Source organism: Enterococcus sp. AZ048, from assembly GCF_051715125.1.
Lineage (GTDB): Bacteria > Bacillota > Bacilli > Lactobacillales > Enterococcaceae > Enterococcus_A > Enterococcus_A gilvus.
On record NZ_JBIOTD010000001.1, the window covers coordinates 1,806,149 to 1,829,804 of the forward strand.

The following is a 23,656-nucleotide window of genomic DNA, read 5'->3' on the forward strand; positions in this document are numbered from 1 at the left end:
AGTGCTATAGGTCAAAAAAGGAAGCCTCTTATTTCTAAAAGGCTTCCCCAGAAATTATTCTTCTTGTTTAATTTCTGCTAAAAATGTTTCCATTTCTGGTGTCAGAGTTACTTTTTCCAGCATATCTGGTCGGCGCAAATACGTCCGTCGTAAAGACTCCTTCAATTGCCATTCCTCGATCAAACGATGGTTGCCATTCATCAGAACCTCTGGCACGCCCATCCCCTCAAATTCCGCGGGACGTGTGTATTGCGGATGCTCCAACAGTCCAGTCGAATGCGAATCTGTTTTTGCAGATGTTTGATTTCCTAAGACATCTGGCAAGAGGCGTACCGTGGCATCGATCATGACCATTGCCCCAAGTTCACCGCCAGTCAGAACATAATCTCCTAGTGAGACTTCATCTGTCACCAGTGACCGAATCCGTTCATCATAGCCTTCATAGTGTCCACAAATAAACACGAGCTGCTCTTCCTGAGAAAATTCCTCTGCCATTTTTTGATTGAAGGGTTTTCCCGCTGGATCAAGTAAAATCACGCGTTTCTTTTGATTTCCTGACTCTTCCTCGATCGCTTTTAGATTCTCGTAAATCGGTTGGACTTTCAAAAGCATTCCTGCTCCGCCACCATAAGGATAATCATCCACTTGTTTGTGTTTATTATCTGAGTATTGGCGAAAATCATGAACATTGATCTCTAATAACTCTTTTTCAACAGCTTTCCCAATGATTGATTCACCTAAAGGTTCTTCGATCATTTTTGGAAAAAGTGTTAAGACATCAATTCGCATCGTCCAACAACCCTTCTGGGATCTCGACGTGCACGACACCTTCAGTGAGATCAATGTCTTTTACCACGGATTCAATGTAGGGAATCAACGCATCTTTTTGCCCTTTGCGTTTGACTACCCATACGTCGTTTGCGCCAGGAGATAAAATCTCGGTGATTTTACCAATTTCATTCTCTTCATCATCTACGACCGTTAATCCGATGATCTCATGATAATAATATTCGTGTTCGTTGAGTGCCCCTAGCTGTTTCTCAGAGATTTTTAAAATACCGTCACGAAAAGCTTCGACATCATTGATATTTGGGTACCCTTCAAAGCTCAATAAATCAAAATTCTTGTGTCTGCGATAGCTGGCGATCGTCAGGGTCAGAACATCTTGGCCGTCACGGAACAAGTAAAGCGTTTCTCCGACTTGATACCGTTCTTCCGTAAAGTCTGTCGTAGAAATGACCCGGACTTCTCCGCGGATGCCATGTGTATTGACGATTTTTCCAACTTTATAATAATTAGTCACGTAGTTTCCTCTTTCTGTTTTATCTATTTTGCCATTGATACAGCCATTTTCAAACTAGTCATTGCATCACCGTTCATGATCGTATAGACAGTCTGGTTATTCTGCCAAACGACTGTATTTGTTTGAAACTCCCCGGGTGATACTCTTAAGGTGATTTGCCCTGCGTCATGAGGGACCGGTAAGAATGCCCCTTCTAAATAGTCCACTGTTTGTTTTGCCAATGGAACAGGATCTTCTTGTTCCAAATTATTTCCGCGTACAGTCAGGCTCCAGTTGCCTTCCTTCCAGCCTAAATAGACAGAACCAGCACCGGCACTTTGGTATCCTGTGATGCTATGACCAAGATCGACTTGCTGTCCGTTCGGGTCATAGGTCTGACCAACTTCATTTTGTGCCGTTTCTTTTGAATCAAACGTATGGCGTTGGAATTGTGCGATGGGCGTTTGTCCACTTAAAGCGGGATCATTAAAAGGCGTCTCCTCAGCAACGGCATAATACGTCACCTTCAAAGTCCCTTGCTCCTCAGAAGCCATAATACCGACGGGCTTCTCTCCACTAAAAGAGGCAGGATCAGGAAAACGATCGTTAGGATAATTGGCCTTCAATTCATCTAGTGCAGACATCGCATGATCGCTGTGAGACGAATCCGTTTTTGTTGAACTAGCTTGTGTCTTTGTCGTTGAATTGGCCGACGACTGGTTACTCGTACTTGAGCTACTTGCTGTCGAATGTGATGTGCTGCTTTTTGTAGTTGCTGTGGCAGTCGATTTCGTGGTGCTATCGTTTGAATCATTATTTCCTGAATTACAGGCTGCTAAAACAAATAGCGCGCTAAACAAGAACAAAAATTTTTTCATCATGAAACACCTCCACCCTAATTTTACCGTACTTTTAACAAAAAAACACTCGAATCAAACTGACTCGAGTGTTCTAACTTTATTTACCATCCACGATGTTGAGACGAACTTTTTTCGGGCCATTCGTCCGAACGCTGTACACGATCGTGCGGATCGCTTTGGCTACTCGGCCTTGTTTTCCGATGATTCTGCCAATGTCCTCAGGTGCAACTGTTAAGTTGTACTCCAAGAAATCTTTAGACTCCTCGATCTCTAACTTCACTTCATCAGGTTTTGTCACCAAAGGGTGAACAATGGTCAACACAAGGTTCGTTAAATCTTGCATGATTGACCCTCCTTACTTCTTAGCGAATTTAGCGTCGTGGTGTTTTTGCATGATGCCTTCTTTAGAAAGAATGTTACGAACTGTATCAGAAGGTTGTGCACCTTTTTGTAACCAGTTTAAAACATCTTCTTCTTTTAATACGACTTCTGCTGGGTTTTTCAAAGGATTGTAAGTACCCACAGTTTCGATAAAACGTCCATCACGAGGAGAACGAGAATCAGCAACAACGATACGGTAGAAAGGTTTCTTTTTAGAACCCATACGTTTCAAGCGAATTTTAACTGCCATTGTATAACTACACCTCCATATAATTAATCACAAGATGTAGTCTAACACGCTTTTGAGTAGCTGTAAAGAGTTTTTTCTTTACAGTCTAATTTTTCTTTCAAAGCATATCTTTTGCACCTTTTACTTATTTTTTGTAAGATAGGTTCATACGATAACAAATGTAATGCTATATCGAATGAGGAGGAATTATCATGACAAAAAAAATTGGTATTTTAGTCGGCAGCCTGCGTAAAGATTCTTACAACAAAATGGTTGCGAAAAAATTTGCAGAATTATTACCTGAAGGGTTTGAATCAACCTTCATTAAGATCGATGACCTGCCTTTCTACAATGAAGATCTTGAAGTTGAAGGGGCGGTTCCTGAAGCCTGGGATCGTTTCCGTAAAGAAGTTGGCGAAGTCGATGGATTATTCTTTGTCACACCTGAATACAACCGTTCAGTTCCAGCAGCATTGAAAAATGCGCTAGATGTTGGCTCTCGTCCAATGGGCAGCAGTGTTTGGGGCGGCAAGCCTGGTCTAGTAGTAACAGTATCTCCTGGCGGCCCTGGTGGATTCGGTGCAAACCATGCCTTACGTCAATCATTAGTTTTCTTGGATGTTCCAACGTTGCAGCAACCTGAAGCCTACATTGGCGGCATTATGAACTTAGTTGATAACGATGGTCATATCGCTGATGGAACGGTAGAATTCTTCAAGACAATTACAGATAAATACATCGAATTCTTTAACAAGTTGGTTAAATAGAATTCGTAACAACAACGACTGCAGCTTTCATTATTGAATGAATGTTGCAGTCGTTTTTTTACTCTTTATAGGACGTCTGCCATGCTATACTAAAGTTAGAAAAGAGATTGGAGGAAATATTTTGACTGTCACTATCCGATTAGAGGAAGAAAAGGATTATCGAATCGTAGAAGAAATCACACGGGAGGCTTTTTGGAACTTATATGTCCCCGGCGCTGAGGAACACTACATTGCTCACATGCTCCGCAAGCACTCGGATTTTATTCCAGAACTGACCTTTGTCATTGAGATAGATGAAAAAATCATTGGCAGCATTTTTTTCAGCAAGGCAAAAGTCGTTGATGAGACTGGTACAAACTATCCGGTGATTTCCTTTGGTCCAGTCAGTATCGCACCTGAGTATCATCGGCAAGGCTATGGTCGTATGCTGATTGAGCACGCCATCGCTGAGGCAAAAAATCTTGGGTATGAGGCAATCGTTATTGCCGGCTTTCCTTACCACTACCACCCCTATGGTTTTGTTGGATCAAAGAAATACAACATTTCTATGCCCGATGGACAGTTTTACACCGGGATTATGGCTCTTCCTTTAAAAGAAGGCGCACTTGATCACGTGCATGGCACCATAATTTTCTCAGAAGGAATGTATCCTGATCCGGATGGCCTAGCAGCCTACGATCAAACATTCCCTGAAAAAGAAAAACGGGTTCTCCCTCACCAAGCAGCATTTGAAGCTGCTGTAAATGAGCGTGACGAAAAAGTCTATTGAGAAATTTTCCGTTAGAAAAAAGCCGAAGCGACCTCTTACTATGCAAAAGGATAGTAGAGAATCGTTCGGCTTTTTTTCTTGGCGGTAATTGTCTACCGACCATTTCTTATTTCTTTAAGTGCAATTGCGCAAATTGACCAAACTGCTCTGTTTCAATCAGACGCAGTTTTTGCTGATTCGTTTGCGGTAAAAACAACGGAATGCCTTCACCAAGTAGAATCGGTACGATCTGAATCCACCATTCATCAATGAGACCTGCTTCGATCACCGGCTGCAACAACGCACCGCCGCCAACGACCCAAACGGTTTTATCTGCTGGGAGATTTTGGATAAAGGCTACAGGATCTTCATCGACTACCTGCATGTTATCGTCCACGCTGATTTTTGAATGACTAAAAATATAATTCTCTTTCTCCGGGTAAATGGTTTCCATTTCGGCATCGCGCTTTACCACGTCATAGGTTCGGCGGCCCATCATCGTATAGTCCACCGTCTGATAGAAGGAATCATAGGGAATGTGTTCCCCGCCTTCTTGGTGGTACAACCATTCGAGTCTATCTTCCTTATCTGCTAGGTAGCCATCTAAACTGATCGCTCCGTAAAATACTACTCTTGCCACGACTGCACCTCTTCTCTTTTGTCTCCTCATTGTACCAATCAGCGTCGCGTAGTTACACTTTCTTGCTTAGCTCCTGATAGCGGAAACAAGCCGTTTCATGGTCATTAACGATTCCCACTGCTTGCAAAAAGGCATAGATCGTCGTACTTCCGACGAATTTGAACCCTCTTTTTTTCAAGTCCTTTGCGATCGTATCGGACAATTCGGTTTTAGCAGGTATTTCTGACACTACGCTGATTTTATTATCAACGACTTGGTGATCGACGAAGCCCCACAAATAATCAGAAAAGCTCAGGCCTTCTGCCTGCATCTCCAATACTTTCTGTGCATTGATGATCGCCGCTTCTATTTTCCGACGATTGCGAATGATTCCTGCATCTTGCATCAGTGATGCCACTTTTTCTTCATCATAACGTGCTACTTTTTCAATATCGAACTGATCATAGGCTTGATCAAAATTTTCCATTTTGTTCAAAATCGTTTGCCAACTCAATCCTGCTTGATTCATGTCTAAAATCAATTTGCGAAAAAGGCGCTGATCCTCATATTCTGGCACACCCCACACTGTGTCGTGATACACCTGCATATTTTCATTATTTCCAGACCATTGACATCGATACATCGTCCTCACTCCTACTTTTTATTTTAACGCGAACATACGCTCCCCTTTAGTATAGCAGAAACTCAAAAAAAGTCATTGCTTATTATTAGTGTACTATGTATACTAGTACACACGAAGACGCCCTATATGAAAGTGGTGATAAAATGGTGCGTATTGATAAGAATAGCAGCCGCGCTTACTATGAGCAGCTGGTTTTAGGGATCAAGGAAGATATTTTACACGGAATCTTACAGCCCGGAGACAAAATTCCTTCTGTTCGAGAAATGGCGAAGCAGCTATTGATGAATCCAAATACCATTAGTAAAGCCTATAAAGTCTTAGAAAATGAACGCGTCCTTGTCACAGTCAAAGGCAAAGGGACATTTGTTCGTGCCATCGAAGAAAGTCCCCGTGATGAGCTTCGTGTCCAAGAGCTGAAGCAGACACTGAATGAACTCATCATCGAAGCCCGTCATTTACAGATCTCGCAAGAAGAGTTAATACACTGGGTCAAAGAATCAGAAGAAAGCTTAGGAGGTTCGTCATCTTGATAATCGAGAATATAAATAAAGAAATGGATCAGCGTGTGGTTTTAAAAAATATTACGCTTGAATTAGCTAAACATGAAATCGTAGGACTTGTTGGTCGCAACGGCTCTGGAAAGACGACCCTTTTACGTGTGATGGCTGGGCACTATCTTCCAGATGCCGGCGATATTACCATTGACCAGCGCTCCATTTTTGAACATCCAGAAATGAAGCAAGAACTTTTTTTCATTGATGAAAAAGAAAATTTTCTACGTACGTATTCTCTTAGAAAAATTTTAACCTTTTATCAATTGGCATATCCGAACTTTGATACAGCATTATTTACAGAGCTGGTGAACAAGCACACCTTTGTCTTATCCAAAAACTATCGGCAGCTTTCTAAAGGGCAGCAAGCCTTGTATCAGATCATTTTAGCTGTGAGTTCAAATGCACACTATTTATTACTAGATGAACCCTTTGATGGCTTGGATATTATTGTAAAAAAAGAAATCATCGGTTTGCTGATGGAACATTTAAGTGAGCATTCCCGCACCGCGTTGATTTCTTCTCATAATTTATTAGAGTTGGAAAGCTTGATCGATCGTGTCCTCCTTTTAAAAGAGCATTCGATCATTAAAGATTATCGTTTAGAAGACATGCGGCAAAAAGCCAAGAAGCTTCAGCTAGTGTTCAGAACAAAAAAAGTTCCTTCTATAGTAAAGGAGCATTCTAAGCTGATCGATTTTCAAGGACGCGTCGTCACTGTCGTCTTTGAGGACTTTTCAATAGAACTTGAAGAGGCAATCAAGGAACAGGACCCTCTTGTATACGAGGAGCTGCCTTTGACCTTGGAAGATCTTTTCGAAGCAAATTTAAAACCACGTAGAAAGGGGCTATTGAAATGATTCGTTCTATTTTTGCGGAGCGCTATAAAAAAGTATTGCTTGCTGCGTGTTTGCTAGTGATCGGCGTTGGCGTTTTTAACGTAGTGATTGAAAACAATCAGTGGAAAAGTGTCTACAATGATCCCCACGGAAAAGAAAATTTTGAGAAGCATCGTCATGAGATCACCTATTGGGACGATGAGAAGGAGGACAACGTTCCTTTTTCTTCTTATAAGGAATATCAAAATGCGCAACTGATTTTTTATCGGTCGTATGAATCGTATCCGAAAATAGTCACCGCTTCCGACTATTCTAAGATCGTTCCCTATCAATCAAACTTTGCCACCTATTTCAATAGCGCTCTGTTGCTGATCGTTCCATTGATGGGCTTCTTGCTTTTCTTTGTCGATCAAAAAACCGACTTCAACCAATTTCTTTTTTCATTAGGAACGTCCCGCAAGGACTTATTCCGAAAAAAAATACAGTTTGTCGCCGCGCCTTTTCTGCTAGCCACACTGGTTGGTCAGTTTCTATACGCGCTACTGATCCATACATTGATTCCAGCGCCTTATATGAATGCCACGCTGGGACAATTATTTACATCCGTCCTTAGCAATTTTTCTTTACTATTCTTTTTGTTTTGTGCGAGTGCCTTTATCGGCTCAATGGTGGGGAATGCGTTTTTCGGGCCATTGACATTTGTTGTCTTTCTATTTTTAAGAAGCTGGTTGCCAAATGCCATTTACTCTTTTGGTGACATCCTAACACTTTGGCGGGGCACCTTTGACGATCCGCTTCCAAGAACTCTTTTTGTCGATTCTGTTGGAAAAACTGGCGGTGATCTGTTGGTAAATCTGATGATGATCGCTCTTGGATTTCTTTTGCTGCTTTGGGCTTATCGAAAATATCAGACCTTATCTTTGGAAAACGACAATGCTTACTTGCTTCACAAGGAATCTCGCTGGCCGATTTGGGCAATAATGACACTATTTACCTCTTTCATTCTTAGTCTCAATGTCTTTAATCCCTGGATCATCTATTTGAACAATCGAATCAATCATATTGAAAATTCAATCATGCTTCCAATCGTGTCAAACATCCTAGTCTTTCTTATCGTCGGCTGTATTTGTGCATTGGTCGTCTTTTTCCAAGAAGTGACGAGTCGTTCAGTGAAGACTCTTGAAAAAGTCGCTCATCGAAAGGGGTGAGTGACTTGGCTATCCTATTTCCTATGTATCAAATTGCCTGTGTCTTCCTTCCCTGTCTGATCTATCAATATTTTATTTTGAGGCGGAAGCAAGAAAGCATTCTACTAACATCTATGATTTGGCGTTGGACATTTATCTTCTATCTCTATTTAGTCGTATCCGTTACAGGCATCGGTACACTCGAAGATCTCCTTAGCTACCCGGAAGTGATCCGACCAGGAGAAATAAACGTCCTTCCTTTCTCATCTGGATTCGGCATACAGAACATCTTGAATATCGTCATGTTCATGCCTTTTGGGTTTTTAGTGCCTCTAATTTGGAAACAGTCTCGTAAGCTATCGGGCACTGTTCTTTTAGGTTTTGAGTTTTCGTTGTTGATCGAGTTTCTTCAATTGTTTAATCGACGAGCAACCGATATTGATGATTTATTAATGAATACGCTAGGAGCTTTGCTGGGCTTCCTACTCTGGAAAATTTACCAGCTTCTGGTCAAAAAAATGCCGAAGGAAATCCATTCGTTCCCACGACAAGAACCATTGATCTATGTACTTCTTAGTCTTGCTGGCGTATTCTTCCTTTATCATTGGCGTTTCTTCTTATAAAAATAGCGTCTGCCTCATTTTTTGAGACAGACGCTATTTTTATTATTTACGTTTTTTCTTTTTCTTTTTGTTTTTCTTGACCATGCGATTCATCGCCATTTTACCCATCTTGCCTTTGATCCCGGAGCCGAACATTTGATCCATTCCGGCTGGCATACTGCCTTTACTCATTTGCTGCATCATTTTCCGCGATTCTTTAAATTGCTTGATCATCCGGTTGACTTCCACAACGGAGTTTCCTGAACCAGCAGCGATTCTGCGACGGCGGCTTGGGTTCAACAAATCAGGATTTTCTCGTTCAGCAAGGGTCATTGAATATACCATTGCCTTTTTACGCTCTACATCCTTCGGGTCTACTTTGATGTTTTCGATACCGGGCATTTGACTCATGCCGGGGATCATCTTCAACAAGTCTTCAATAGGTCCCATACCCATTACTTGATCCAATTGTTCAATAAAGTCATTGAAGTCGAAGGTATTTTCCTTCATCTTCCGAGCCAATTCTTCGGCTTTTTTCTCATCGTAATCTTGTTGGGCCTTCTCGATCAGAGTCAGCATATCCCCCATACCCAAGATTCGACTAGACATCCGATCTGGATGGAAGACTTCTAGATCCGTCAGCTTTTCACCAGACCCGATGAATTTGATCGGTGCGCCTGTGACTGCACGAATCGATAGCGCCGCACCACCACGAGTATCGCCGTCCAACTTCGTAATAACGACCCCGGTGATTCCTAGTTGTTCGTTAAAGCTTTGGGCCACGTTAACCGCATCTTGTCCGGTCATGGCATCGACAACTAAAAGAATTTCATTCGGCTGCGCGATTTCTTTGATTTGTTTTAATTCATCCATCAGTGCTTCATCAATATGCAGACGACCGGCCGTATCGATCAACACATAATCGTTTTTGTTTTCACGGGCTTGTTCCATCCCTTGGCGTACGATCTCGACAGGGCTCACATCCGTCCCCATATCAAAGACTGGAACATTTAATTGTTGACCCAATACTTTTAATTGGTCGATCGCGGCTGGTCGATAGATATCTCCTGCGATCATCAACGGACGCGCTTTTTCATTTTTGATCAGTTGATTGGCTAGTTTTCCGGCAAAGGTCGTTTTCCCTGCCCCTTGCAGACCGGCCATCATGATCACAGTTGGGATCTTCGGTGATTTTTCAATACCAACGGCTTCTGATCCTAAAGTCTTCGTTAATTCTTCGTCCACGATTTTGACGATTTGCTGCGCGGGCGATAAGCTGTCTAATACTTCCGCTCCTAACGCACGCGTCCGCACTTCTTTCGTAAACTGCTTCACTACTTGCAAGTTAACGTCGGCTTCTAATAACGCCAAACGAATCTCACGCATCATTTCGGTTACGTCAGCTTCTGTGATTTTTCCTTTTTTACGTAGTTTTCCCATCGCAGCTTGCAAGCGCTGCGTTAAACTTTCAAATGCCATTAATGATTTTCCTTTCTCCTCTTAAAATACACATTTCCCTCAAGAAATTTCTTGTCTGCGTCTTCTGCTCATCTTTTTATTCGGATAACTCATTCGATCAGTGCTCCAACCTAAAAACGAGAGACACTTCTATTCATCTAAATCTTGCAAGCCTGTGATTGCTTCGGCTAAAAACTCATCCTTTGGATAATGCTCCGTCACATACACTTCCAATTTGTCTAACTGCTCTTCTCTGACGATATAATCAGAAAACAAATGCAATTTACGCTCGTAATCTTCCAAGATTTTTTCTGTTCTTTTGATATTATCATAAACCGCCTGTCGACTCACCTGATATTCCTCGGCGATCTCACCTAGTGAAAAATCGTCGGCGTAATACAATTCCATATAATTCATCTGCTTTTCAGTCAAAAGCGTCGCGTAGAATTCAAATAACGCGTTCATGCGATTCGTTTTTTCGATCTCCATTACGTCATCCTCATTTCTTGCCAATTTTCTTCAGAATAAACGGGTAATCCTTGTTGGATAAAATACGCTGTTGCCACACCGACACCCTCGATCCGATTGCCGGAAAAACTGCCATCGTAGATCAAACGACTGCCGCAAGAAGGACTTCTTTCTTTTAGCACCAATGCCGTGATTTGCAACTTCTTTAGTTCTTCAAAAGCGGTGATGGCTCCTTGTTTAAAGGCTTCCGTCAGGTCGGTCCCCTCAGTATCGTAAACTTTCGCCTGCCCTTGCCACACAGCAAAGCCATCGCCGCCTTGTATCTCAGCCGGACAACGGGGTGTAGGCAAACCACCTAGAACTTCTGGACAAATCAGGACTGCTTGCCCTGTTTCAACAAAGTTTTTTAACGCCGTGATCTCATTCGATCCGCCGTCATAACGACAAGCTACGCCGCCTAAACAAGCGCTTATACCTAACATCATTGATTCTCCCATCAAATTAATAGATAATAGGTGACAAAACTGCCTTCCCATTATACCATTTATTCAGGTGTGGAAATAGTCTTTCACAAATGAAAAGTTTTTAAAAAAAGGAGACACTTATGAAACGTGTACTAGTCGTAGACGATGAACCTTCAATCGTAAAGTTATTGAGCTTCAATCTGGAAAAAGAAGGCTATGGGGTAACCACCGCTGAGGATGGAAAAGACGGTTATGAGCTGGCCTTGAATGAAAAATTTGATTTTATTATTTTGGACGTGATGCTCCCCTCAATGGATGGGTTGGAAATCGCCAAAAAATTACGGCAGGAAAAGATCGACACCCCCATTTTGATGCTGACTGCCAAAGATGACGCTATTGATCGAATTCTTGGATTAGAGATCGGCGCAGATGATTATTTGACCAAACCCTTTTCTCCACGTGAAGTATTGGCTCGCATGAAGGCGATCTTTCGCCGCGTCGAACCGCGTCAAGAAAAGGAGGAACACGAATTTTTGACCGCTGGTGAAATCAAGGCCGATCTTTCAAATTATCAAGTCACTGTACGAGGTACGAAAATCGAATTGACGCCTAAGGAATTTGAACTGCTGGTCTATTTTATGAAGCGCAAGGAGCGGGTCATTGACCGTGACACACTGTTGGACAGAATTTGGCAATATGATTTTTCTGGTCAAAGCCGAATCGTCGATGTCCATGTGTCGCATCTGCGAGAAAAAATCGAGGTCGATCCGAAGCATCCTCAATACTTGCAAACGGTTCGTGGGTTCGGGTACAAGTTCCAGGTGCCCGTCCAATGAAGCGGAAATACCTTGACTATTTTGTCCCGTTAGTCCTTCTGTGCCTGCTCTTTTTCGGCAGTTGGAAATTAGCCAATCATTTTTACACCAAGGAATTGCTGGAGCAGCAGGAAGAATTTCTGACGAGCAATGGTGAATTGATCATCCATCGGTTGGATTTGAATCAGCTGGATTCTGAGACAAATCGGGCAGCCATTGAAACATTCTCTAAGGAAGCCCACGATCGAATTACCTTACTCGATGCGCAAGGAAAAATCCTTTTTGACAGTACGGAACCTACTCTTTCAGGAAGCCGTGAGAATCGTCCAGAGGTAAAAATTGTTTTAAACAGCAACGCTGTCGGTTCTTCCGTTCGCTACAGTACGACGTTAAAAACAGAATTGCTTTATACTGCACAGCCAATTCGTTCGGAAAATCAAACCGTCGGAATCCTACGGGTCGCAAAACGAACCTCCGCTTTTCAACCGAAAACACGCAATTTTCAGCGTACGATTTTTATTATCTTGCTTTTATTTTATGTTTTTATTTATTTGATCATTTGCTACCTGATCTATCAACGCAACCGTCCGATCGAAACGGTGCTGCCTGTTTTACAACGTATGCTGAAGGAGCCTGAAAAGAGCAACTACGTGATGCAGAATTCGACACAATGGCAAGAACTTTATGTGACAGTCAATCAGATCAGTGAACAATTGAATGAAACCTATGCAGCTTATACCTCTACAGAGGAGCAATTTTCTACCCTCTTCCATGAGTTGACGATCGGTGTCTTTATTATTGATATGGACGGCCGTTTTGTCATGGTGAATCCGGCGATGGAGGAATTATTGCAGATTGGCGGTGCTGCCCACCATTATTATTGGCAAGTCATTGAAGACAATCGCTTTATCCAATTGATCCAACAGGTGTTGGTGGATAAAAACCAGGTACATCAAGAAATTTCCGCAAAGCTGCCTACCTCGATGAACTTGGATATCCGCTTGCGCTACATTGAAAATGAGATCAAAGGCGACCAAATCATGGGAACCGTCTATGATTTGACCCATGTTCGACGTTTGGAAAAAATTCAACGCGATTTTGTCGGAAATGTTTCTCATGAGTTAAAAACACCTGTAACTTCTTTATTAGGTTTTACGGAAACATTATTGGATGGGGCGAAGGACGACCCTGAATTAACCGAAGAATTTTTAACCATCATGCAAAATGATGCGAAACGTTTGCAGCGATTGATCCAAGACATTATTGAATTATCTAAGGACAGCGAAGACTTGTCAGAGGATCGCCAAACGATCGAGCTTCATTATTTCTTACAACAGCAAATTGGGTTGTATCAGCATCTTTTGAAGAACAAACAGATCACCGTAACGATTGACGGCGCGGAGAATTGCTTCTACCAGACACGCTTGACCTTCTTCCAACCGATCATCAAAAATCTGTTAGAAAATGCGGTGCAGTATTCACCAGAAAATAGTGACATCACGCTAAGCTATCGTCTAGCAGATGAGTTGGTCCTAACGGTCACTGACCACGGCATCGGCATGTCAAAAGACGATCAAAAACGTATTTTCGAACGCTTTTATCGGGTAGATAAGGCGCGCGCCAGAAACTCCGGCGGCACTGGATTAGGGTTAGCCATCGTCAAAGAGTACAGCGAGATCCTTGGTGGCACAGTCGCCGTAGAAAGCCACCCGAAACTTGGCTCGACCTTCACGATTACGCTTCCTAATAAGTAACACGTGAAAAGAATTATTGCTGCTCACTTTACAAATGAAAAGCGAAACGCCCATTTACTTTCAATAAAGAAAGTAAATAGGCGTTTTTCTTTTCATAGCAATTATTTAGGGGAAGGGGTACTGCTTGCTCTCTCACTCTTAGAAAGAGAATTATTTGACTGTGCCGTCTGAAGTACGTTCTACCTTCATTGAAGTAATTGGCAGGTAACCTAATTCTTTGACTGGACCTGATTGAACCTCATCGCTAGTCATGTATTTCAAGAAATCTGCTAATGCTTTTTCAGGTTTTCCTTTTGTATACATGTGTTCGTAAGACCAGATTGGCCATTTGTTCGTGGTGATGTTTTTCTCATTCGCTGTGACACCGTCTAATTCTAACGCTTGTAAGCTGTCATCTACGTATGATAAGGCAAGATAACTGATTGAACCGGGTGTTTGCGCCACGATTTTTTTCACCGTTCCCGATGAATCCTGTTCTTGTGACTGAATCGGTTCTTTTCCGTCTAAGCCCCATTTTTCAAAAGTGGCACGAGTACCACTGCCTGATGCACGGTTCACTACTTGGATGGTTTCATCTTTTCCGCCAAGTTCGTTCCAATTTTTTATTTTTCCTGTGAAGATATCGATCAATTGCTGCTTCGTCACGTTTTTCACGCCTACATCTTTGTTAACGACTGGCACAAAACCAACGACCGCTACTTTGTGGTCGACAAGTTTGCTTGCATCGACACCGTCTTTTTCTTCAGCGAACACGTCTGAATTTCCGATTTCTACTGAGCCGCTTTCAACTTGGCTCAATCCAGTCCCGCTGCCGCCGCCTTGAACAGAAATTTGAACATTGGGGTGATTTTGAGTATAGCTTTCTTGAGCCGCGTCGACTAACGGTTGTAATGCCGTCGAGCCCACCGCGGTAATTTTCGCTGTCTCCTCTTTTGTTGAACTAGAATCCTTCGTTGCATTGCTGGTTCCACACCCAGCTAATAGAATTCCTGAAAAAGCCAATGCCAAAATAATTTTTTTCATCCTGTACACTCCTTATAATAGATACTGCATTCCTTTTTAAGAAACCGACCGGTTTGACTGCGTCGTATTCCTTATCTTTAGTACATGATTACTTTACCAATGGAACGTAAATATCTTGTTGAAGAGATGTAAATGATCCGTAAAGAACTGTAAATATTAGGTAAAGACAAAATAACTTACTTTATATTAGCTTTGGTGTACAATAACTTTGCAATGAAAATTACACATGAGAGAAGCGAAAACAATGTTAGTGATTACTTATGAAATGAACGATGCAAAAAAAGAAAAAACCTATGCCAGTGCCAATGATTTTGTGGCTGCTCAATTAAAAGAAGTGCCTGATCTTCCTGACTATTATCATGTTGTGGAAGCAACAGTCGATGGAAAAGAAATCAGCTTAGAAGACAAAACGATCAGCGGATTATTCAATTACTTGAACAAATAAAAAGAAACGATCAAATCTTTTTCAGATTTGATCGTTCTTTTTATTTTTCGATATAGGCAGCTAAGCGATTCATGGCCTCCACCAAGGTTTCCATTGAAGCGGCATAACTGATTCGGACATAGCCCTCGCCCTCTGGTCCAAAAGCAATCCCTGGAATGATCGCAAGTTGATTTTTTTCTGCTAGTTCTACGCAAAACGCCATGGAATCCTGTTGCTGTCCCGCAGGAATCTTGGCAAAGATATAGAAGGCACCTGAAGGACGAGCGACCTCAAAGCCTAATTTCGTCATAGCTTGATAAACAAAATCACGGCGTTCACGGTACTCTTCTCTCATCACTTCAGCATCTGAGATCCCCTGAACTAGGGCTCGGACGGCTGCTTTTTGCGAGATCGTCGAAGCGGCCGTAACTAAATATTGATGAACTTTGATGATCTGCTCAACCAGCTCTGCCGGAGCGAAGATAAAACCAATTCTCCAGCCAGTCATGGCGTGTGATTTTGAAAGACCATTGATCAAAATCGTTTGGTCCCGCAAGTATTTCCCAAATGAAACGTGTGCTGCTTCGTAATTCAATTCACTATAGATTTCATCACTGATGACAAAAATCGGATATTTTTTCAATGTTTCGCTCAGTGCCGATACTTCTGCTTCATTGTACGCAACCCCCGTTGGATTGGATGGTGACGTAATGATGATGGCCTTGACTTTGTCGCCGTGCTCCTCCATCGCCCGATCGATCTGCTCCGGTGTGAGAACAAATCCGGTTTCCCGCGTGTCAATATAGACAGGTTCTGCCCCTGCTAATAGAATCAGCGGCTCGTAGCCAGGGTAAGTGGGTGCAGGCAGCAATACTTTGTCGCCGGCTTCTAAGATCGACAGCAGACTAGCGGATAATGCTTCTGTCGCTCCCACCGTTACTAGAACTTCTGTTGTTGGTTCGTAATGGACCGTGTATTTTTCAGACATGAAGCGGCTCGCTGCTTCCCGAACATCGATCAACCCGGACATCCCGGTATAATGACTGAAATTGTCTTTAATCGCTTGCTGCCCTGCTTTTTTTACATGCTCAGGGGTGTTGAAATCCGGTTCTCCCAGTGTGAGCTTCAGCATATTCGGAATTCCCGACACTTTCTCATCAAATTGACGAATCAAAGAGACGGCAATTTCATACACATTTTTGTTAAATCGATCTTGCAATTTATTCATATAACCCCTCCATTTCTAATCATATTATCACAATCACTCAGATAGTAAAGAAAAAATATTTCTTAACTCTTTTCCCGTACTGCCAAAGGGGAAGCTCTTTTCAACTCTAATCGTTTGTTCTATTTGCGATCTGTAAGCGGGAAGGATTCTTTATTCTGTCTGCGAAGAAAACGATTCATTTAATAAAGGCGAGAGTTCTCTTCTAAATAGGTAACGGTTTATTGATAGCCACATAAAATAACTTTCATAATTTATGCTAATTTCCAAATCTTCATTGAATTGACCATTTATCAGTCATAAAATAACCATATTAAGAGTTTTATGGAGGCTGGATGTGATGCAGAAGAAACTCGTTATGCGCCTACCCTTTTTGTTTTACCTGATTCCTTACACCCATTTGTCATTGGCTATAGATTATTTATTTGACTCAATCGTAGGAATCTTTTTGTTCCTATTGCTCACAGTAGCGGTTGGCTTTTATGCAAAACTAACACAGCAGCTTACGCTATTGATTTTCGGCAATATCATCAATATTCTATTGAGCTGCGGCTTGATTCTTTTTAAGAGTCCGCTAATCAGCCTTTACCATTCCTCATCGCCCTTCACCACCGCAATCCCGCTGATCGCTCTTTTTTTGATCACGCAATTGACGGGGATCTTCTGGGGTTATATCCTTCAAAAGGAACAATCCGTCTCATTAAGCAAAGAAAAAAGACAATAAAACCTTCGGATCATTAAAAAGATCCGAAGGTTTTTGTTAGTCCTTTGCTGATGTTTTTGTCGGTTTGATCCAGATTTCGATTTTTGGTTCATCCGTCACATTTATATATTTTTGAATCAAGAAAGGCTCCATGTCCTCCATCTCGATCCCCTGTTTTTTGAGCCATGTATCAAAGAAATATCGGTTTGCCTTATACAGCGCATCTTCTACTAAATATTTAAAGTTTTCGGCTTCGAAAACACATACATAATAAGTGCCCGGCTCTATACTAAGTAAATGGAAGGCATCGATCCTGCTACTATCCGATCTGCCGCCCACAAAATACCGAACCTTCCCGGGTGTAGTATCGGAGGTAAAATAATCAATCTCTACGCCCTCTGAAACTAAGTTGGGGATTGATGCCTTCTTCTCGTGAAAGGCATCCCATAATTCGATCAGCGTATTGACACCCACCTGAGTCATCTCTTTCGAATCGACCTGCTTCGATACCCCTGTGTAGTATTCCTGTTCATCGATCTGCCGTTGCGTGATTTCCAATACCATGTCATCCACCATCAGCGGAACATGTTCATCGACCACTGTATAATGAATCGAGAGATCCGGCTTCAAAAAGTCCGTTAGTAACAATTTGTTCTTACGATAGGCTTCAGGTGTTACCCCGTACAGCTCTTTGAAGGCTCGTGTAAATGTCTCGTGACTATTGAACCCATACTCAAGAGCAATATCAGCAATTCGCCTATTCGTTTCCTTTAAGAGCGGTTTTGCCTTTGCGACTCTTCGTGCCTTGATGTATTCATGTACCGTTTTTCCGACTAAGCGGTTAAACAATTTTTGAAAATAATACATCGATAAATAAGACACTTGTGCCAATTCTTCGATCGTTACGTCTTCTTTGATATGGTCTTCAATATGATCCACTGATTTTTGAATAGCTTCCCAAGCGTGCATCTTCATTCCTCCTTGTCATAAAAAGATTTCAAGTACCGGCACATATCCAATGACTCTCTTCCTATCAAAAAATGACTCAAACTTTTAAGCGATCTTGTTTCCATACAATCAGGAAACCTTGAAGAGACATTCTTATTCAGGTTCCTTGTCATGACGGACCGTTTTATCTTTCTATTAAAAGTCTAGCATAAGAATGACGCCCGGGCTTGTTCCCCAGTGCTCTCTATTGCTTTTCTACTTCATTGATTGCAGTGATTACTGGCTTGCCCTCTTGATCTAGCAAGGGCGTTAAACCACCAGCGTACCCTACCTTATTGAATAGGTAATTCACACCTGTCTCCCGATCAACAAAAATTGTGAGTGCATCCAATTTCCCTTGAGAATAAACCTTTACAAAACGATCCTTTGCCATTTCTTACTCCTCCTTTTGTGTTATAAAACGTTATAAACAAGGCCAGATTACCATGAAAAATGGCGACAAACAATTGTTCATCGCCATCGCATTTGTAAAGATAGTGAAAAAAGTGATTTATTTAGTCGATTTTCTTTACAGGAATCTGAACTTCCGTCAGCCATTCAGACTCACTGTCTTTGTTCCAAATGCCATCAATATAATTTTCTCGAACAGGACCTGCGATCTCATACCCGTTTGCTTCAATGAATTTTATTGTTGCGGCATAAGCTTTAGGGATAGAGGCGTAGCTGCCCTTATGCATCGTGCAGACAGCCTCAGGTACTTCTTCGATCTGCTTGAAGTGAAGATCGCCTCGTGTTTCTTTCATTTCAGTTACTGCTTCGCAAATTTCGACATCGATAGTTTCTTCCTTATATTCATTGTCATGGTAAATATTGAAGCAGTATTCGGGGAGTGCGCAGACACATCCTGCCTTCTCCATCTCGACACCCATTTCAGGGATCATCCCGAAAAGAACATCAAAGTTAGGAACGACTTTTCGCATCGAAGCGACGATCACTGCGGGTATTTTTTTGATCACCATGTGGTAGCTCTCTTCTGTCTGCTGCAAATACCCCTCGATTTGAGAGAGCATCGACATTCGTTCCGCGATTTCTTGCAGTAGTTGCTGCTTTTTACGTTGCAGGATCTGCTGTTCGCTTTCCCCATCTTGAGCACGCTTGATTTCTTCGATGCTATAGCCGATTCTTCGGAGTGCCAGCAGCCGATGCAGCGGTTCTATTTGGCTAGAGCGATAGTAGCGATACCCATTGTCTGGATCAATGAAGCAAGGATGTAATACCCCCACCTCATCATAATAGCGCAGCGTTTTGATCGTGACTTGGTTCATTTTAGAAAATAAACCGATTCGATAAAGTCTTTCTTCTATTTTTTCACATACTTTTTCCATAACGACCTCCTTTACTCCCAACGAAATAGTTTTACAGCGAAACCAAACCCTACTATTGTAATGACCACCAGAAGGATCAGGACAACTCTCGGATTTCCTATCGGCTGATTCAAGCTCACACTTTTCAATAATTGGACGCCTTGCGTCAGAGGCAGAACATTCGCCGCCCGTTGCATTCCTTTAGGAAACAGTTCAAAGGGAATCACCGCCCCAGATAAAAACAGCATGGGAAAATATACTAGACTACAAACCAGATTGGCGATTTTCAAATTCTTACATAAGCTGGCAATCAGTAATCCCAAACTATACATCGACAGCATCACCAGAAAATAACTGGCGATCAACCATCCCCAGCTCCCCTGCATGCGATAGTCGAGAAAAAACGTCGCAACAAAGATCAGCAATCCCGCAGACACCAGCGCAGTCAACATCGCTACAAGTACCTGCGCGGCAATCAAATGTCCGGGCGATGCAGGGGTCACAAAGAAATGCTTGAGGATTTTTTTGTCCCGATAATCACAGATCGTTAAGGGGATTCCCATGAAGGCGGTGGCGCAGATACCTACGACCAGAAGGGAGCTGAAGCTGCTGTCTAAAAACGTATACGCGGTATCTCCCGCCTGTTGGTTTCCAGCGATCATCGTTGTTAACAACAATACACCCAAAGGCATCACGATCCCGAAAAGCACGCCATCGATCGAACGAATCGCTAACCGTCCTTCGATTTTGGTCAAACGAATGATCTTATTCATTGTTTTCCTCCCCCACATACCAAAGATACGCATCCTCTAAATTGTTCTGTGAACTCTCTGTCAGCAGCTCTGGGACAGTTCCCTCCACCACAAGACGGCCTCCCTTGATCATGTAGATACGATCGCAAAGAATCTCGGCCTCCTCCATATAATGGGTCGTCAAAAAAATCGTCAACTTTGTTTCTTTAAGTGCCAATAGTGTTTGCCAAACATTTCTGCGGGCTTCAGTATCTAGTCCTGTCGTCAGTTCATCTAAAAAAATAATCTCTGGATCAGGAATCAGCGCCAACAAGATGGAGAGCTTTTGCTTTTCCCCGCCAGATAATTTCTCGACAAATTGCGTTTCAAAGGATTCTAATTTGAATAGCCGAAGCAATGCGCGATAGTCCCGGGGCTGCTGATACAAACTCGCAAGCTCTTGGCACAATTCACCGACCCGAATAGACGTTTGATAGCTTGAAGATTGCAATTGCACACCGACCTTTTCGAATACTTGACGACGGCGGCTTCGCGGGTCCAAGCCTAAAATATTAGCGGACCCTTGATCTGGCCGCTTTATTCCTAACAGCGTTTCGATAGTCGTCGTCTTCCCCGCTCCGTTTGGTCCCAATAGACCAAAAACCTCTCCTTGTTTGACGGCAAATGACAGGTGATCAATAAGTGTCTTTCCTTTGATTTCTTTTGTTAATCCTTCTGCGACAATAACATTTTCCATTGTGATCTCCCCCTTCCTTAACAGCATAATGTCTCCTGTTAAGGGAGGGTCAAGAGGCGTAAAAAAATTATTCACGGGGTGTAACTATAAAGATCGTTCCTTCTTTTTGATAGCCTTGCTTTTCATAATACGGATCGACATCGCTCATGACATAGACCGTTTGCTCTGGATACTCTTTGCACACTTGCTCCATTAAATAGCGCCCAAAGTTTTTCCCTCGGCAGGAGGCGTCAACCAGCAGATCATAAACATACACGCCAAACCCATCATCCTCCCGACACCGTGCATAGCCGCAAAGTTTTTCTTCCTCAAAAAGAAGATAGGTCAAAGAAGTCTGCAACGCCCGTGTATACTTTTTTCTTCCCTCGCCAAAGCAATACGCCTCCCAATCGGCCTCTCTTTTCATCATTGAGAAAAGCGCCTCCTCATCCGCTTTCTGATACGCGCGGATATACCACCGATTTTCCATCGAAACACTCCTTTTTATTTTATGATATCAAATTCTCTCGTCTTCAGGATACCCCGAAGTCAAAAGTATCTGATTTTCCAAGTAAAAAGCCAAACGCCCTTTTACTTTCCATTTGAAAAGTAAAAAGGTGTTTGGCTTTACATATAGTAAGTGTTAGTCAAAAATACTTTACAGTTGACCCCCTGTTCAATGTTCAAAATAGTCTCTGGTCGCTTGTTCATCTTGCTCCAACTGACGAATCAGACCTTCTGCTGATTCAAAGGCCACTTGTCCCCGCAGCATATGGTACCAGCGAACAACGACCTTTTCCCCGTAAATATCTTCGTTAAAATCCAAAATATTGATCTCAACTGTCAGCATCCGGTTGGTCCCGAAGGTATCGTTGTGTCCGATAGACCCCATTGCCGGATACCACTGTTCGCCGACTTTGATCTGGTTCACATAGACACCTTCCTTTGGCAGCTTCATATCCTCTGGAACCTGGATATTCGCTGTAGGATAGCCTAACGTTCTGCCGCGTGCTTCTCCGTGTATCACCGTTCCTGTCGTTTCATACACGTAGCCCAATAAATGATTCGCTTCATCTAGACGCCCTTCAGAAAGCAAGCGTCGAATCCGCGAAGAGCTGATTTTTTCTGATTCATTTTCTTCGGTTTTTTTAGCCACAATAATAGAATCAAACCGATCCTTCGCATATTTAGGCAAGTTTTTGGCATCCGCTGTTTGATCTTTCCCAAAATTATAATCAAAGCCTGAAACAGCTACTTTCGCGTGGAGCCCTACAATGTATTGATCCACAAATGCTTGCGGCTTCAAAGCTGCAAATGACGAGGTGAAGGCTACCTCATACAATACGTCCACGCCTAATTTCGCCATCCGCTTTTCCTTTTGCTTCAATGTAGAAAGGTATTGGATCGGCTTGCTTTGAACCTGTTGGAATACGACCGCAGGATGCTGATTGAAGGTCATTACAGCAAGCTTCAATTGTCTTTCCTGCGCGATTTGTTTTCCTCTATTGATGACTTCTTGATGTCCTTTATGCACGCCATCAAAAAAACCCAGTACCAATACGCAGTCTCCCGCGGGAATTTCTTCTGGTTTATACGGATGACGCAGCTTTACGATTTCCATGTGCTATACCTCATTTCGAATCACTTTACTTGGCTTTAAAAGCCCTGCTTTTTCTGGATGCTGTTTATATAAACTAACTAATTGATTTCGATAGAAAAAAGCGATCAGCTCATCGGGCATGCTTTTTAAGCCGAATGCTTTTAAAGGCAAGACCTGCCCGTTTTTCACTTTTTGCCACGCCTCGTCGCTCAAGTCAATTCGAGGAAAGTCTTTCATCGCCTCTTCGATCGGCTGCAAGGCCTGATCAATGCGTCCCTCTTCCATCAGTTCACTGACTTTTGCCAATGTGACTGCCTGTCCTGCTGAAAATCCGCCGCTCGCTAGCCGAGTCAGGTCAGACATATGTGCCGGGTATCCAAGATTTGAACCAAGATCGACAGCCAGAGTCCGCACGTAGGTCCCTTTCCCGCAGGTCACTTGGAAGCGCCAGCTTTGCGTGTGGTTCTCGGCATCGTATACTGGCGTGGTCGTTCGCTGAAACTGGTCGATGACCGCTTCACGTGTTGGACGCTCTACAGCTTCGCCTGCGCGAGCATACTCGTACAAGCGTTTCCCATTGACTTTGACGGCAGAATACATTGGCGGTATTTGTGTGATGGTACCGATAAAAGTCGCCATCATTTGATCGATTTCCTCAGCGGTCAACGGAGCCTCTACCGCTTTTTTCTCTACGATTTCGCCACTGCGATCCTCCGTAGTAGTGGAAAAGCCTAGAGTAATTTCTCCCTCATAAATCTTTCCGCTGTCTTGCAGGTATTCGATTACCTTCGTTCCTTTTCCAATACAGATCGGCAGGACACCATCCACGTCAGGATCTAATGTTCCTCCATGACCGACTTTTTTTGTTTGTAAGATTTTTCTTAATTTAAAGACACAGTCATGACTCGTCATACCGCGCTCTTTCCATAACGGTAAAATACCGTCCATCGCTGTTTCCTCATTTCCTTCTATAATCAACGTTCCCATTATAGCATAGCTGATCTCAGAATTGGCAAGTCGTGACCGCAGCAAACAGGTTTTCCACCCATAAAGACCAGCAGCGGGAAAAACACTTCACAAAGACTTTGGAACAGCTTATCTGCTTTTACAAATGAAAAGGATTTTCTCTAACTCCTTTCCAAATGAAAGGTATTTGACCCGATAACTTTACATTTGAAAAGGAAAAACAGGATTTGCTTTTCATTTGAAACGCAAAAAAAACCGTCATCGCTAAA

The 23,656-nt window shown here is 42.6% G+C and carries 30 protein-coding genes; 10 read left to right on the top strand and 20 right to left on the bottom strand.

Going from position 1 to position 23,656, the window contains the following annotated elements; genetic code table 11:
- Nucleotides 1–54: 54 nt before the first annotated feature.
- From trmD to rpsP, 5 genes are all read right to left on the bottom strand, one after another.
- A complete protein-coding gene (gene trmD / locus IGI66_RS08925; protein ID WP_010780400.1) occupies nucleotides 55–789 on the bottom strand; it encodes a tRNA (guanosine(37)-N1)-methyltransferase TrmD in 735 nt (244 codons plus the stop codon).
- Nucleotides 779–1,303 (bottom strand): ribosome maturation factor RimM, encoded by a 525-nt coding sequence (gene rimM, locus IGI66_RS08930; protein ID WP_114524603.1) that lies wholly within the window; start codon nucleotides 1,301–1,303, stop codon nucleotides 779–781. Before rimM ends, trmD begins: the two co-directional genes overlap by 11 nt.
- Nucleotides 1,304–1,326: 23 nt before the next feature.
- Nucleotides 1,327–2,163 carry a membrane lipoprotein lipid attachment site-containing protein gene (locus IGI66_RS08935; RefSeq protein WP_438848601.1) on the bottom strand — a complete coding sequence of 279 codons (837 nt, stop codon included), beginning with the start codon at nucleotides 2,161–2,163 and terminating at the stop codon, nucleotides 1,327–1,329.
- A gap of 76 nt (nucleotides 2,164–2,239) precedes the next feature.
- The gene (locus tag IGI66_RS08940; protein ID WP_086303600.1) at nucleotides 2,240–2,485 is read right to left on the bottom strand and encodes a KH domain-containing protein; all 246 of its coding nucleotides are present in this window, start codon (nucleotides 2,483–2,485) and stop codon (nucleotides 2,240–2,242) included.
- Nucleotides 2,486–2,497: 12 nt separating this feature from the next.
- Entirely contained in the window at nucleotides 2,498–2,773 is a 276-nt protein-coding gene (gene rpsP / locus IGI66_RS08945) for a 30S ribosomal protein S16 (RefSeq protein WP_010740297.1), read from the bottom strand.
- Between the two features lie 191 nt (nucleotides 2,774–2,964).
- Here rpsP and IGI66_RS08950 point away from each other — a divergent pair, with 191 nt between their 5' ends.
- The gene (locus IGI66_RS08950) at nucleotides 2,965–3,519 is read left to right on the top strand and encodes an NADPH-dependent FMN reductase (RefSeq protein ID WP_010780396.1); all 555 of its coding nucleotides are present in this window, start codon (nucleotides 2,965–2,967) and stop codon (nucleotides 3,517–3,519) included.
- 121 nt (nucleotides 3,520–3,640) lie between these two features.
- Nucleotides 3,641–4,288 (top strand): GNAT family N-acetyltransferase, encoded by a 648-nt coding sequence (locus IGI66_RS08955; RefSeq protein WP_438848603.1) that lies wholly within the window; start codon nucleotides 3,641–3,643, stop codon nucleotides 4,286–4,288.
- 106 nt (nucleotides 4,289–4,394) lie between these two features.
- Here the strand turns inward: IGI66_RS08955 and IGI66_RS08960 are convergent, their stop codons facing one another.
- Together IGI66_RS08960 and IGI66_RS08965 are read right to left on the bottom strand one after the other, a co-directional pair.
- On the bottom strand, nucleotides 4,395–4,907 hold the full coding sequence (locus IGI66_RS08960; RefSeq protein WP_314578933.1) for a dihydrofolate reductase family protein: 513 nt from the start codon (nucleotides 4,905–4,907) through the stop codon (nucleotides 4,395–4,397).
- Between the two features lie 52 nt (nucleotides 4,908–4,959).
- Nucleotides 4,960–5,529 carry a DNA-3-methyladenine glycosylase I gene (locus IGI66_RS08965; protein ID WP_438848604.1) on the bottom strand — a complete coding sequence of 190 codons (570 nt, stop codon included), beginning with the start codon at nucleotides 5,527–5,529 and terminating at the stop codon, nucleotides 4,960–4,962.
- Nucleotides 5,530–5,672: 143 nt separating this feature from the next.
- Between IGI66_RS08965 and IGI66_RS08970 the strand changes: the two genes are divergently transcribed.
- From IGI66_RS08970 to IGI66_RS08985, 4 genes are read left to right on the top strand one after another with little or no spacing between them, the layout of a single operon-like run.
- Nucleotides 5,673–6,059 (top strand): GntR family transcriptional regulator, encoded by a 387-nt coding sequence (locus tag IGI66_RS08970; RefSeq protein WP_044926204.1) that lies wholly within the window; start codon nucleotides 5,673–5,675, stop codon nucleotides 6,057–6,059.
- Nucleotides 6,056–6,940, top strand: a complete 885-nt coding sequence (locus IGI66_RS08975; RefSeq protein ID WP_438848605.1) for an ATP-binding cassette domain-containing protein — start codon at nucleotides 6,056–6,058, stop codon at nucleotides 6,938–6,940. Before IGI66_RS08970 ends, IGI66_RS08975 begins: the two co-directional genes overlap by 4 nt.
- Complete coding sequence (locus tag IGI66_RS08980) at nucleotides 6,937–8,127, top strand: ABC transporter permease (RefSeq protein WP_438848606.1); 1,191 nt, start codon at nucleotides 6,937–6,939, stop codon at nucleotides 8,125–8,127. Before IGI66_RS08975 ends, IGI66_RS08980 begins: the two co-directional genes overlap by 4 nt.
- A complete protein-coding gene (locus IGI66_RS08985; protein ID WP_438848608.1) occupies nucleotides 8,124–8,729 on the top strand; it encodes a VanZ family protein in 606 nt (201 codons plus the stop codon). Before IGI66_RS08980 ends, IGI66_RS08985 begins: the two co-directional genes overlap by 4 nt.
- A 42-nt stretch (nucleotides 8,730–8,771) precedes the next feature.
- Here IGI66_RS08985 and ffh read toward each other — a convergent pair whose 3' ends face one another.
- The 3 genes from ffh to IGI66_RS09000 form a co-directional block, all read right to left on the bottom strand.
- Nucleotides 8,772–10,187, bottom strand: a complete 1,416-nt coding sequence (ffh, locus tag IGI66_RS08990; protein ID WP_010780388.1) for a signal recognition particle protein — start codon at nucleotides 10,185–10,187, stop codon at nucleotides 8,772–8,774.
- A gap of 129 nt (nucleotides 10,188–10,316) precedes the next feature.
- On the bottom strand, nucleotides 10,317–10,655 hold the full coding sequence (locus IGI66_RS08995; protein ID WP_010780387.1) for a putative DNA-binding protein: 339 nt from the start codon (nucleotides 10,653–10,655) through the stop codon (nucleotides 10,317–10,319).
- The gene (locus tag IGI66_RS09000) at nucleotides 10,655–11,116 is read right to left on the bottom strand and encodes a DUF523 domain-containing protein (RefSeq protein WP_114524609.1); all 462 of its coding nucleotides are present in this window, start codon (nucleotides 11,114–11,116) and stop codon (nucleotides 10,655–10,657) included. The genes IGI66_RS08995 and IGI66_RS09000 overlap by 1 nt, the downstream gene beginning before the upstream one ends.
- A gap of 122 nt (nucleotides 11,117–11,238) precedes the next feature.
- Between IGI66_RS09000 and IGI66_RS09005 the strand changes: the two genes are divergently transcribed.
- The gene (locus IGI66_RS09005) at nucleotides 11,239–11,934 is read left to right on the top strand and encodes a response regulator transcription factor (protein WP_114524610.1); all 696 of its coding nucleotides are present in this window, start codon (nucleotides 11,239–11,241) and stop codon (nucleotides 11,932–11,934) included.
- The gene (locus tag IGI66_RS09010; protein ID WP_438848611.1) at nucleotides 11,931–13,667 is read left to right on the top strand and encodes an ATP-binding protein; all 1,737 of its coding nucleotides are present in this window, start codon (nucleotides 11,931–11,933) and stop codon (nucleotides 13,665–13,667) included. The genes IGI66_RS09005 and IGI66_RS09010 overlap by 4 nt, the downstream gene beginning before the upstream one ends.
- A 150-nt stretch (nucleotides 13,668–13,817) precedes the next feature.
- Here the strand turns inward: IGI66_RS09010 and IGI66_RS09015 are convergent, their stop codons facing one another.
- Nucleotides 13,818–14,690 carry a phosphate ABC transporter substrate-binding protein PstS family protein gene (locus IGI66_RS09015; protein ID WP_010780383.1) on the bottom strand — a complete coding sequence of 291 codons (873 nt, stop codon included), beginning with the start codon at nucleotides 14,688–14,690 and terminating at the stop codon, nucleotides 13,818–13,820.
- Nucleotides 14,691–14,934: 244 nt separating this feature from the next.
- Here IGI66_RS09015 and IGI66_RS09020 point away from each other — a divergent pair, with 244 nt between their 5' ends.
- On the top strand, nucleotides 14,935–15,135 hold the full coding sequence (locus IGI66_RS09020; protein WP_010780382.1) for a hypothetical protein: 201 nt from the start codon (nucleotides 14,935–14,937) through the stop codon (nucleotides 15,133–15,135).
- A 40-nt stretch (nucleotides 15,136–15,175) separates the two neighbouring features.
- On the opposite strand, the gene IGI66_RS09025 is transcribed toward IGI66_RS09020, so the two are convergent.
- The gene (locus IGI66_RS09025) at nucleotides 15,176–16,342 is read right to left on the bottom strand and encodes a pyridoxal phosphate-dependent aminotransferase (RefSeq protein ID WP_438848614.1); all 1,167 of its coding nucleotides are present in this window, start codon (nucleotides 16,340–16,342) and stop codon (nucleotides 15,176–15,178) included.
- A gap of 337 nt (nucleotides 16,343–16,679) precedes the next feature.
- Between IGI66_RS09025 and IGI66_RS09030 the strand changes: the two genes are divergently transcribed.
- Entirely contained in the window at nucleotides 16,680–17,063 is a 384-nt protein-coding gene (locus tag IGI66_RS09030; RefSeq protein ID WP_114524613.1) for a hypothetical protein, read from the top strand.
- Between the two features lie 36 nt (nucleotides 17,064–17,099).
- Here IGI66_RS09030 and IGI66_RS09035 read toward each other — a convergent pair whose 3' ends face one another.
- The 8 genes from IGI66_RS09035 to truB all read right to left on the bottom strand — a co-directional run bounded on the left by IGI66_RS09035 (nucleotide 17,100) and on the right by truB (nucleotide 23,369).
- On the bottom strand, nucleotides 17,100–18,011 hold the full coding sequence (locus IGI66_RS09035) for a helix-turn-helix domain-containing protein (protein ID WP_438848616.1): 912 nt from the start codon (nucleotides 18,009–18,011) through the stop codon (nucleotides 17,100–17,102).
- Between the two features lie 223 nt (nucleotides 18,012–18,234).
- Entirely contained in the window at nucleotides 18,235–18,423 is a 189-nt protein-coding gene (locus IGI66_RS09040) for a DUF6440 family protein (RefSeq protein ID WP_010780378.1), read from the bottom strand.
- Nucleotides 18,424–18,544: 121 nt separating this feature from the next.
- Nucleotides 18,545–19,375, bottom strand: coding sequence for a MerR family transcriptional regulator (locus IGI66_RS09045; protein WP_367378148.1), 831 nt, complete (start codon nucleotides 19,373–19,375; stop codon nucleotides 18,545–18,547).
- Between the two features lie 11 nt (nucleotides 19,376–19,386).
- Nucleotides 19,387–20,127, bottom strand: coding sequence for an ABC transporter permease (locus IGI66_RS09050; RefSeq protein WP_438848619.1), 741 nt, complete (start codon nucleotides 20,125–20,127; stop codon nucleotides 19,387–19,389).
- Nucleotides 20,120–20,842, bottom strand: a complete 723-nt coding sequence (locus IGI66_RS09055; RefSeq protein ID WP_114524616.1) for an ABC transporter ATP-binding protein — start codon at nucleotides 20,840–20,842, stop codon at nucleotides 20,120–20,122. The genes IGI66_RS09050 and IGI66_RS09055 overlap by 8 nt, the downstream gene beginning before the upstream one ends.
- A 67-nt stretch (nucleotides 20,843–20,909) precedes the next feature.
- Nucleotides 20,910–21,311, bottom strand: a complete 402-nt coding sequence (locus IGI66_RS09060; RefSeq protein WP_438848621.1) for a GNAT family N-acetyltransferase — start codon at nucleotides 21,309–21,311, stop codon at nucleotides 20,910–20,912.
- A 186-nt stretch (nucleotides 21,312–21,497) separates the two neighbouring features.
- Entirely contained in the window at nucleotides 21,498–22,442 is a 945-nt protein-coding gene (ribF, locus tag IGI66_RS09065) for a riboflavin biosynthesis protein RibF (protein ID WP_010780376.1), read from the bottom strand.
- Nucleotides 22,443–22,445: 3 nt separating this feature from the next.
- Nucleotides 22,446–23,369, bottom strand: coding sequence for a tRNA pseudouridine(55) synthase TruB (gene truB, locus IGI66_RS09070; RefSeq protein WP_086303586.1), 924 nt, complete (start codon nucleotides 23,367–23,369; stop codon nucleotides 22,446–22,448).
- Nucleotides 23,370–23,656: the final 287 nt, after the last annotated feature.

Bases quoted from the DNA above. Each gene is read 5' to 3' on its own strand.
- trmD (WP_010780400.1), bottom strand. From the start codon at position 789: ATGCGAATTGATGTCTTAACACTTTTTCCAAAAATGATCGAAGAACCT.
- IGI66_RS08935 (WP_438848601.1), bottom strand. From the start codon at position 2,163: ATGATGAAAAAATTTTTGTTCTTGTTTAGCGCGCTATTTGTTTTAGCA.
- IGI66_RS08940 (WP_086303600.1), bottom strand. From the start codon at position 2,485: ATGCAAGATTTAACGAACCTTGTGTTGACCATTGTTCACCCTTTGGTG.
- rpsP (WP_010740297.1), bottom strand. From the start codon at position 2,773: ATGGCAGTTAAAATTCGCTTGAAACGTATGGGTTCTAAAAAGAAACCT.
- IGI66_RS08950 (WP_010780396.1), top strand. From the start codon at position 2,965: ATGACAAAAAAAATTGGTATTTTAGTCGGCAGCCTGCGTAAAGATTCT.
- IGI66_RS08965 (WP_438848604.1), bottom strand. From the start codon at position 5,529: ATGTATCGATGTCAATGGTCTGGAAATAATGAAAATATGCAGGTGTAT.
- IGI66_RS08970 (WP_044926204.1), top strand. From the start codon at position 5,673: ATGGTGCGTATTGATAAGAATAGCAGCCGCGCTTACTATGAGCAGCTG.
- IGI66_RS08980 (WP_438848606.1), top strand. From the start codon at position 6,937: ATGATTCGTTCTATTTTTGCGGAGCGCTATAAAAAAGTATTGCTTGCT.
- ffh (WP_010780388.1), bottom strand. From the start codon at position 10,187: ATGGCATTTGAAAGTTTAACGCAGCGCTTGCAAGCTGCGATGGGAAAA.
- IGI66_RS08995 (WP_010780387.1), bottom strand. From the start codon at position 10,655: ATGGAGATCGAAAAAACGAATCGCATGAACGCGTTATTTGAATTCTAC.
- IGI66_RS09000 (WP_114524609.1), bottom strand. From the start codon at position 11,116: ATGTTAGGTATAAGCGCTTGTTTAGGCGGCGTAGCTTGTCGTTATGAC.
- IGI66_RS09005 (WP_114524610.1), top strand. From the start codon at position 11,239: ATGAAACGTGTACTAGTCGTAGACGATGAACCTTCAATCGTAAAGTTA.
- IGI66_RS09010 (WP_438848611.1), top strand. From the start codon at position 11,931: ATGAAGCGGAAATACCTTGACTATTTTGTCCCGTTAGTCCTTCTGTGC.
- IGI66_RS09015 (WP_010780383.1), bottom strand. From the start codon at position 14,690: ATGAAAAAAATTATTTTGGCATTGGCTTTTTCAGGAATTCTATTAGCT.
- IGI66_RS09020 (WP_010780382.1), top strand. From the start codon at position 14,935: ATGTTAGTGATTACTTATGAAATGAACGATGCAAAAAAAGAAAAAACC.
- IGI66_RS09025 (WP_438848614.1), bottom strand. From the start codon at position 16,342: ATGAATAAATTGCAAGATCGATTTAACAAAAATGTGTATGAAATTGCC.
- IGI66_RS09030 (WP_114524613.1), top strand. From the start codon at position 16,680: ATGCAGAAGAAACTCGTTATGCGCCTACCCTTTTTGTTTTACCTGATT.
- IGI66_RS09035 (WP_438848616.1), bottom strand. From the start codon at position 18,011: ATGCACGCTTGGGAAGCTATTCAAAAATCAGTGGATCATATTGAAGAC.
- IGI66_RS09040 (WP_010780378.1), bottom strand. From the start codon at position 18,423: ATGGCAAAGGATCGTTTTGTAAAGGTTTATTCTCAAGGGAAATTGGAT.
- IGI66_RS09045 (WP_367378148.1), bottom strand. From the start codon at position 19,375: ATGGAAAAAGTATGTGAAAAAATAGAAGAAAGACTTTATCGAATCGGT.
- IGI66_RS09050 (WP_438848619.1), bottom strand. From the start codon at position 20,127: ATGAATAAGATCATTCGTTTGACCAAAATCGAAGGACGGTTAGCGATT.
- IGI66_RS09055 (WP_114524616.1), bottom strand. From the start codon at position 20,842: ATGGAAAATGTTATTGTCGCAGAAGGATTAACAAAAGAAATCAAAGGA.
- IGI66_RS09060 (WP_438848621.1), bottom strand. From the start codon at position 21,311: ATGGAAAATCGGTGGTATATCCGCGCGTATCAGAAAGCGGATGAGGAG.
- ribF (WP_010780376.1), bottom strand. From the start codon at position 22,442: ATGGAAATCGTAAAGCTGCGTCATCCGTATAAACCAGAAGAAATTCCC.
- truB (WP_086303586.1), bottom strand. From the start codon at position 23,369: ATGGACGGTATTTTACCGTTATGGAAAGAGCGCGGTATGACGAGTCAT.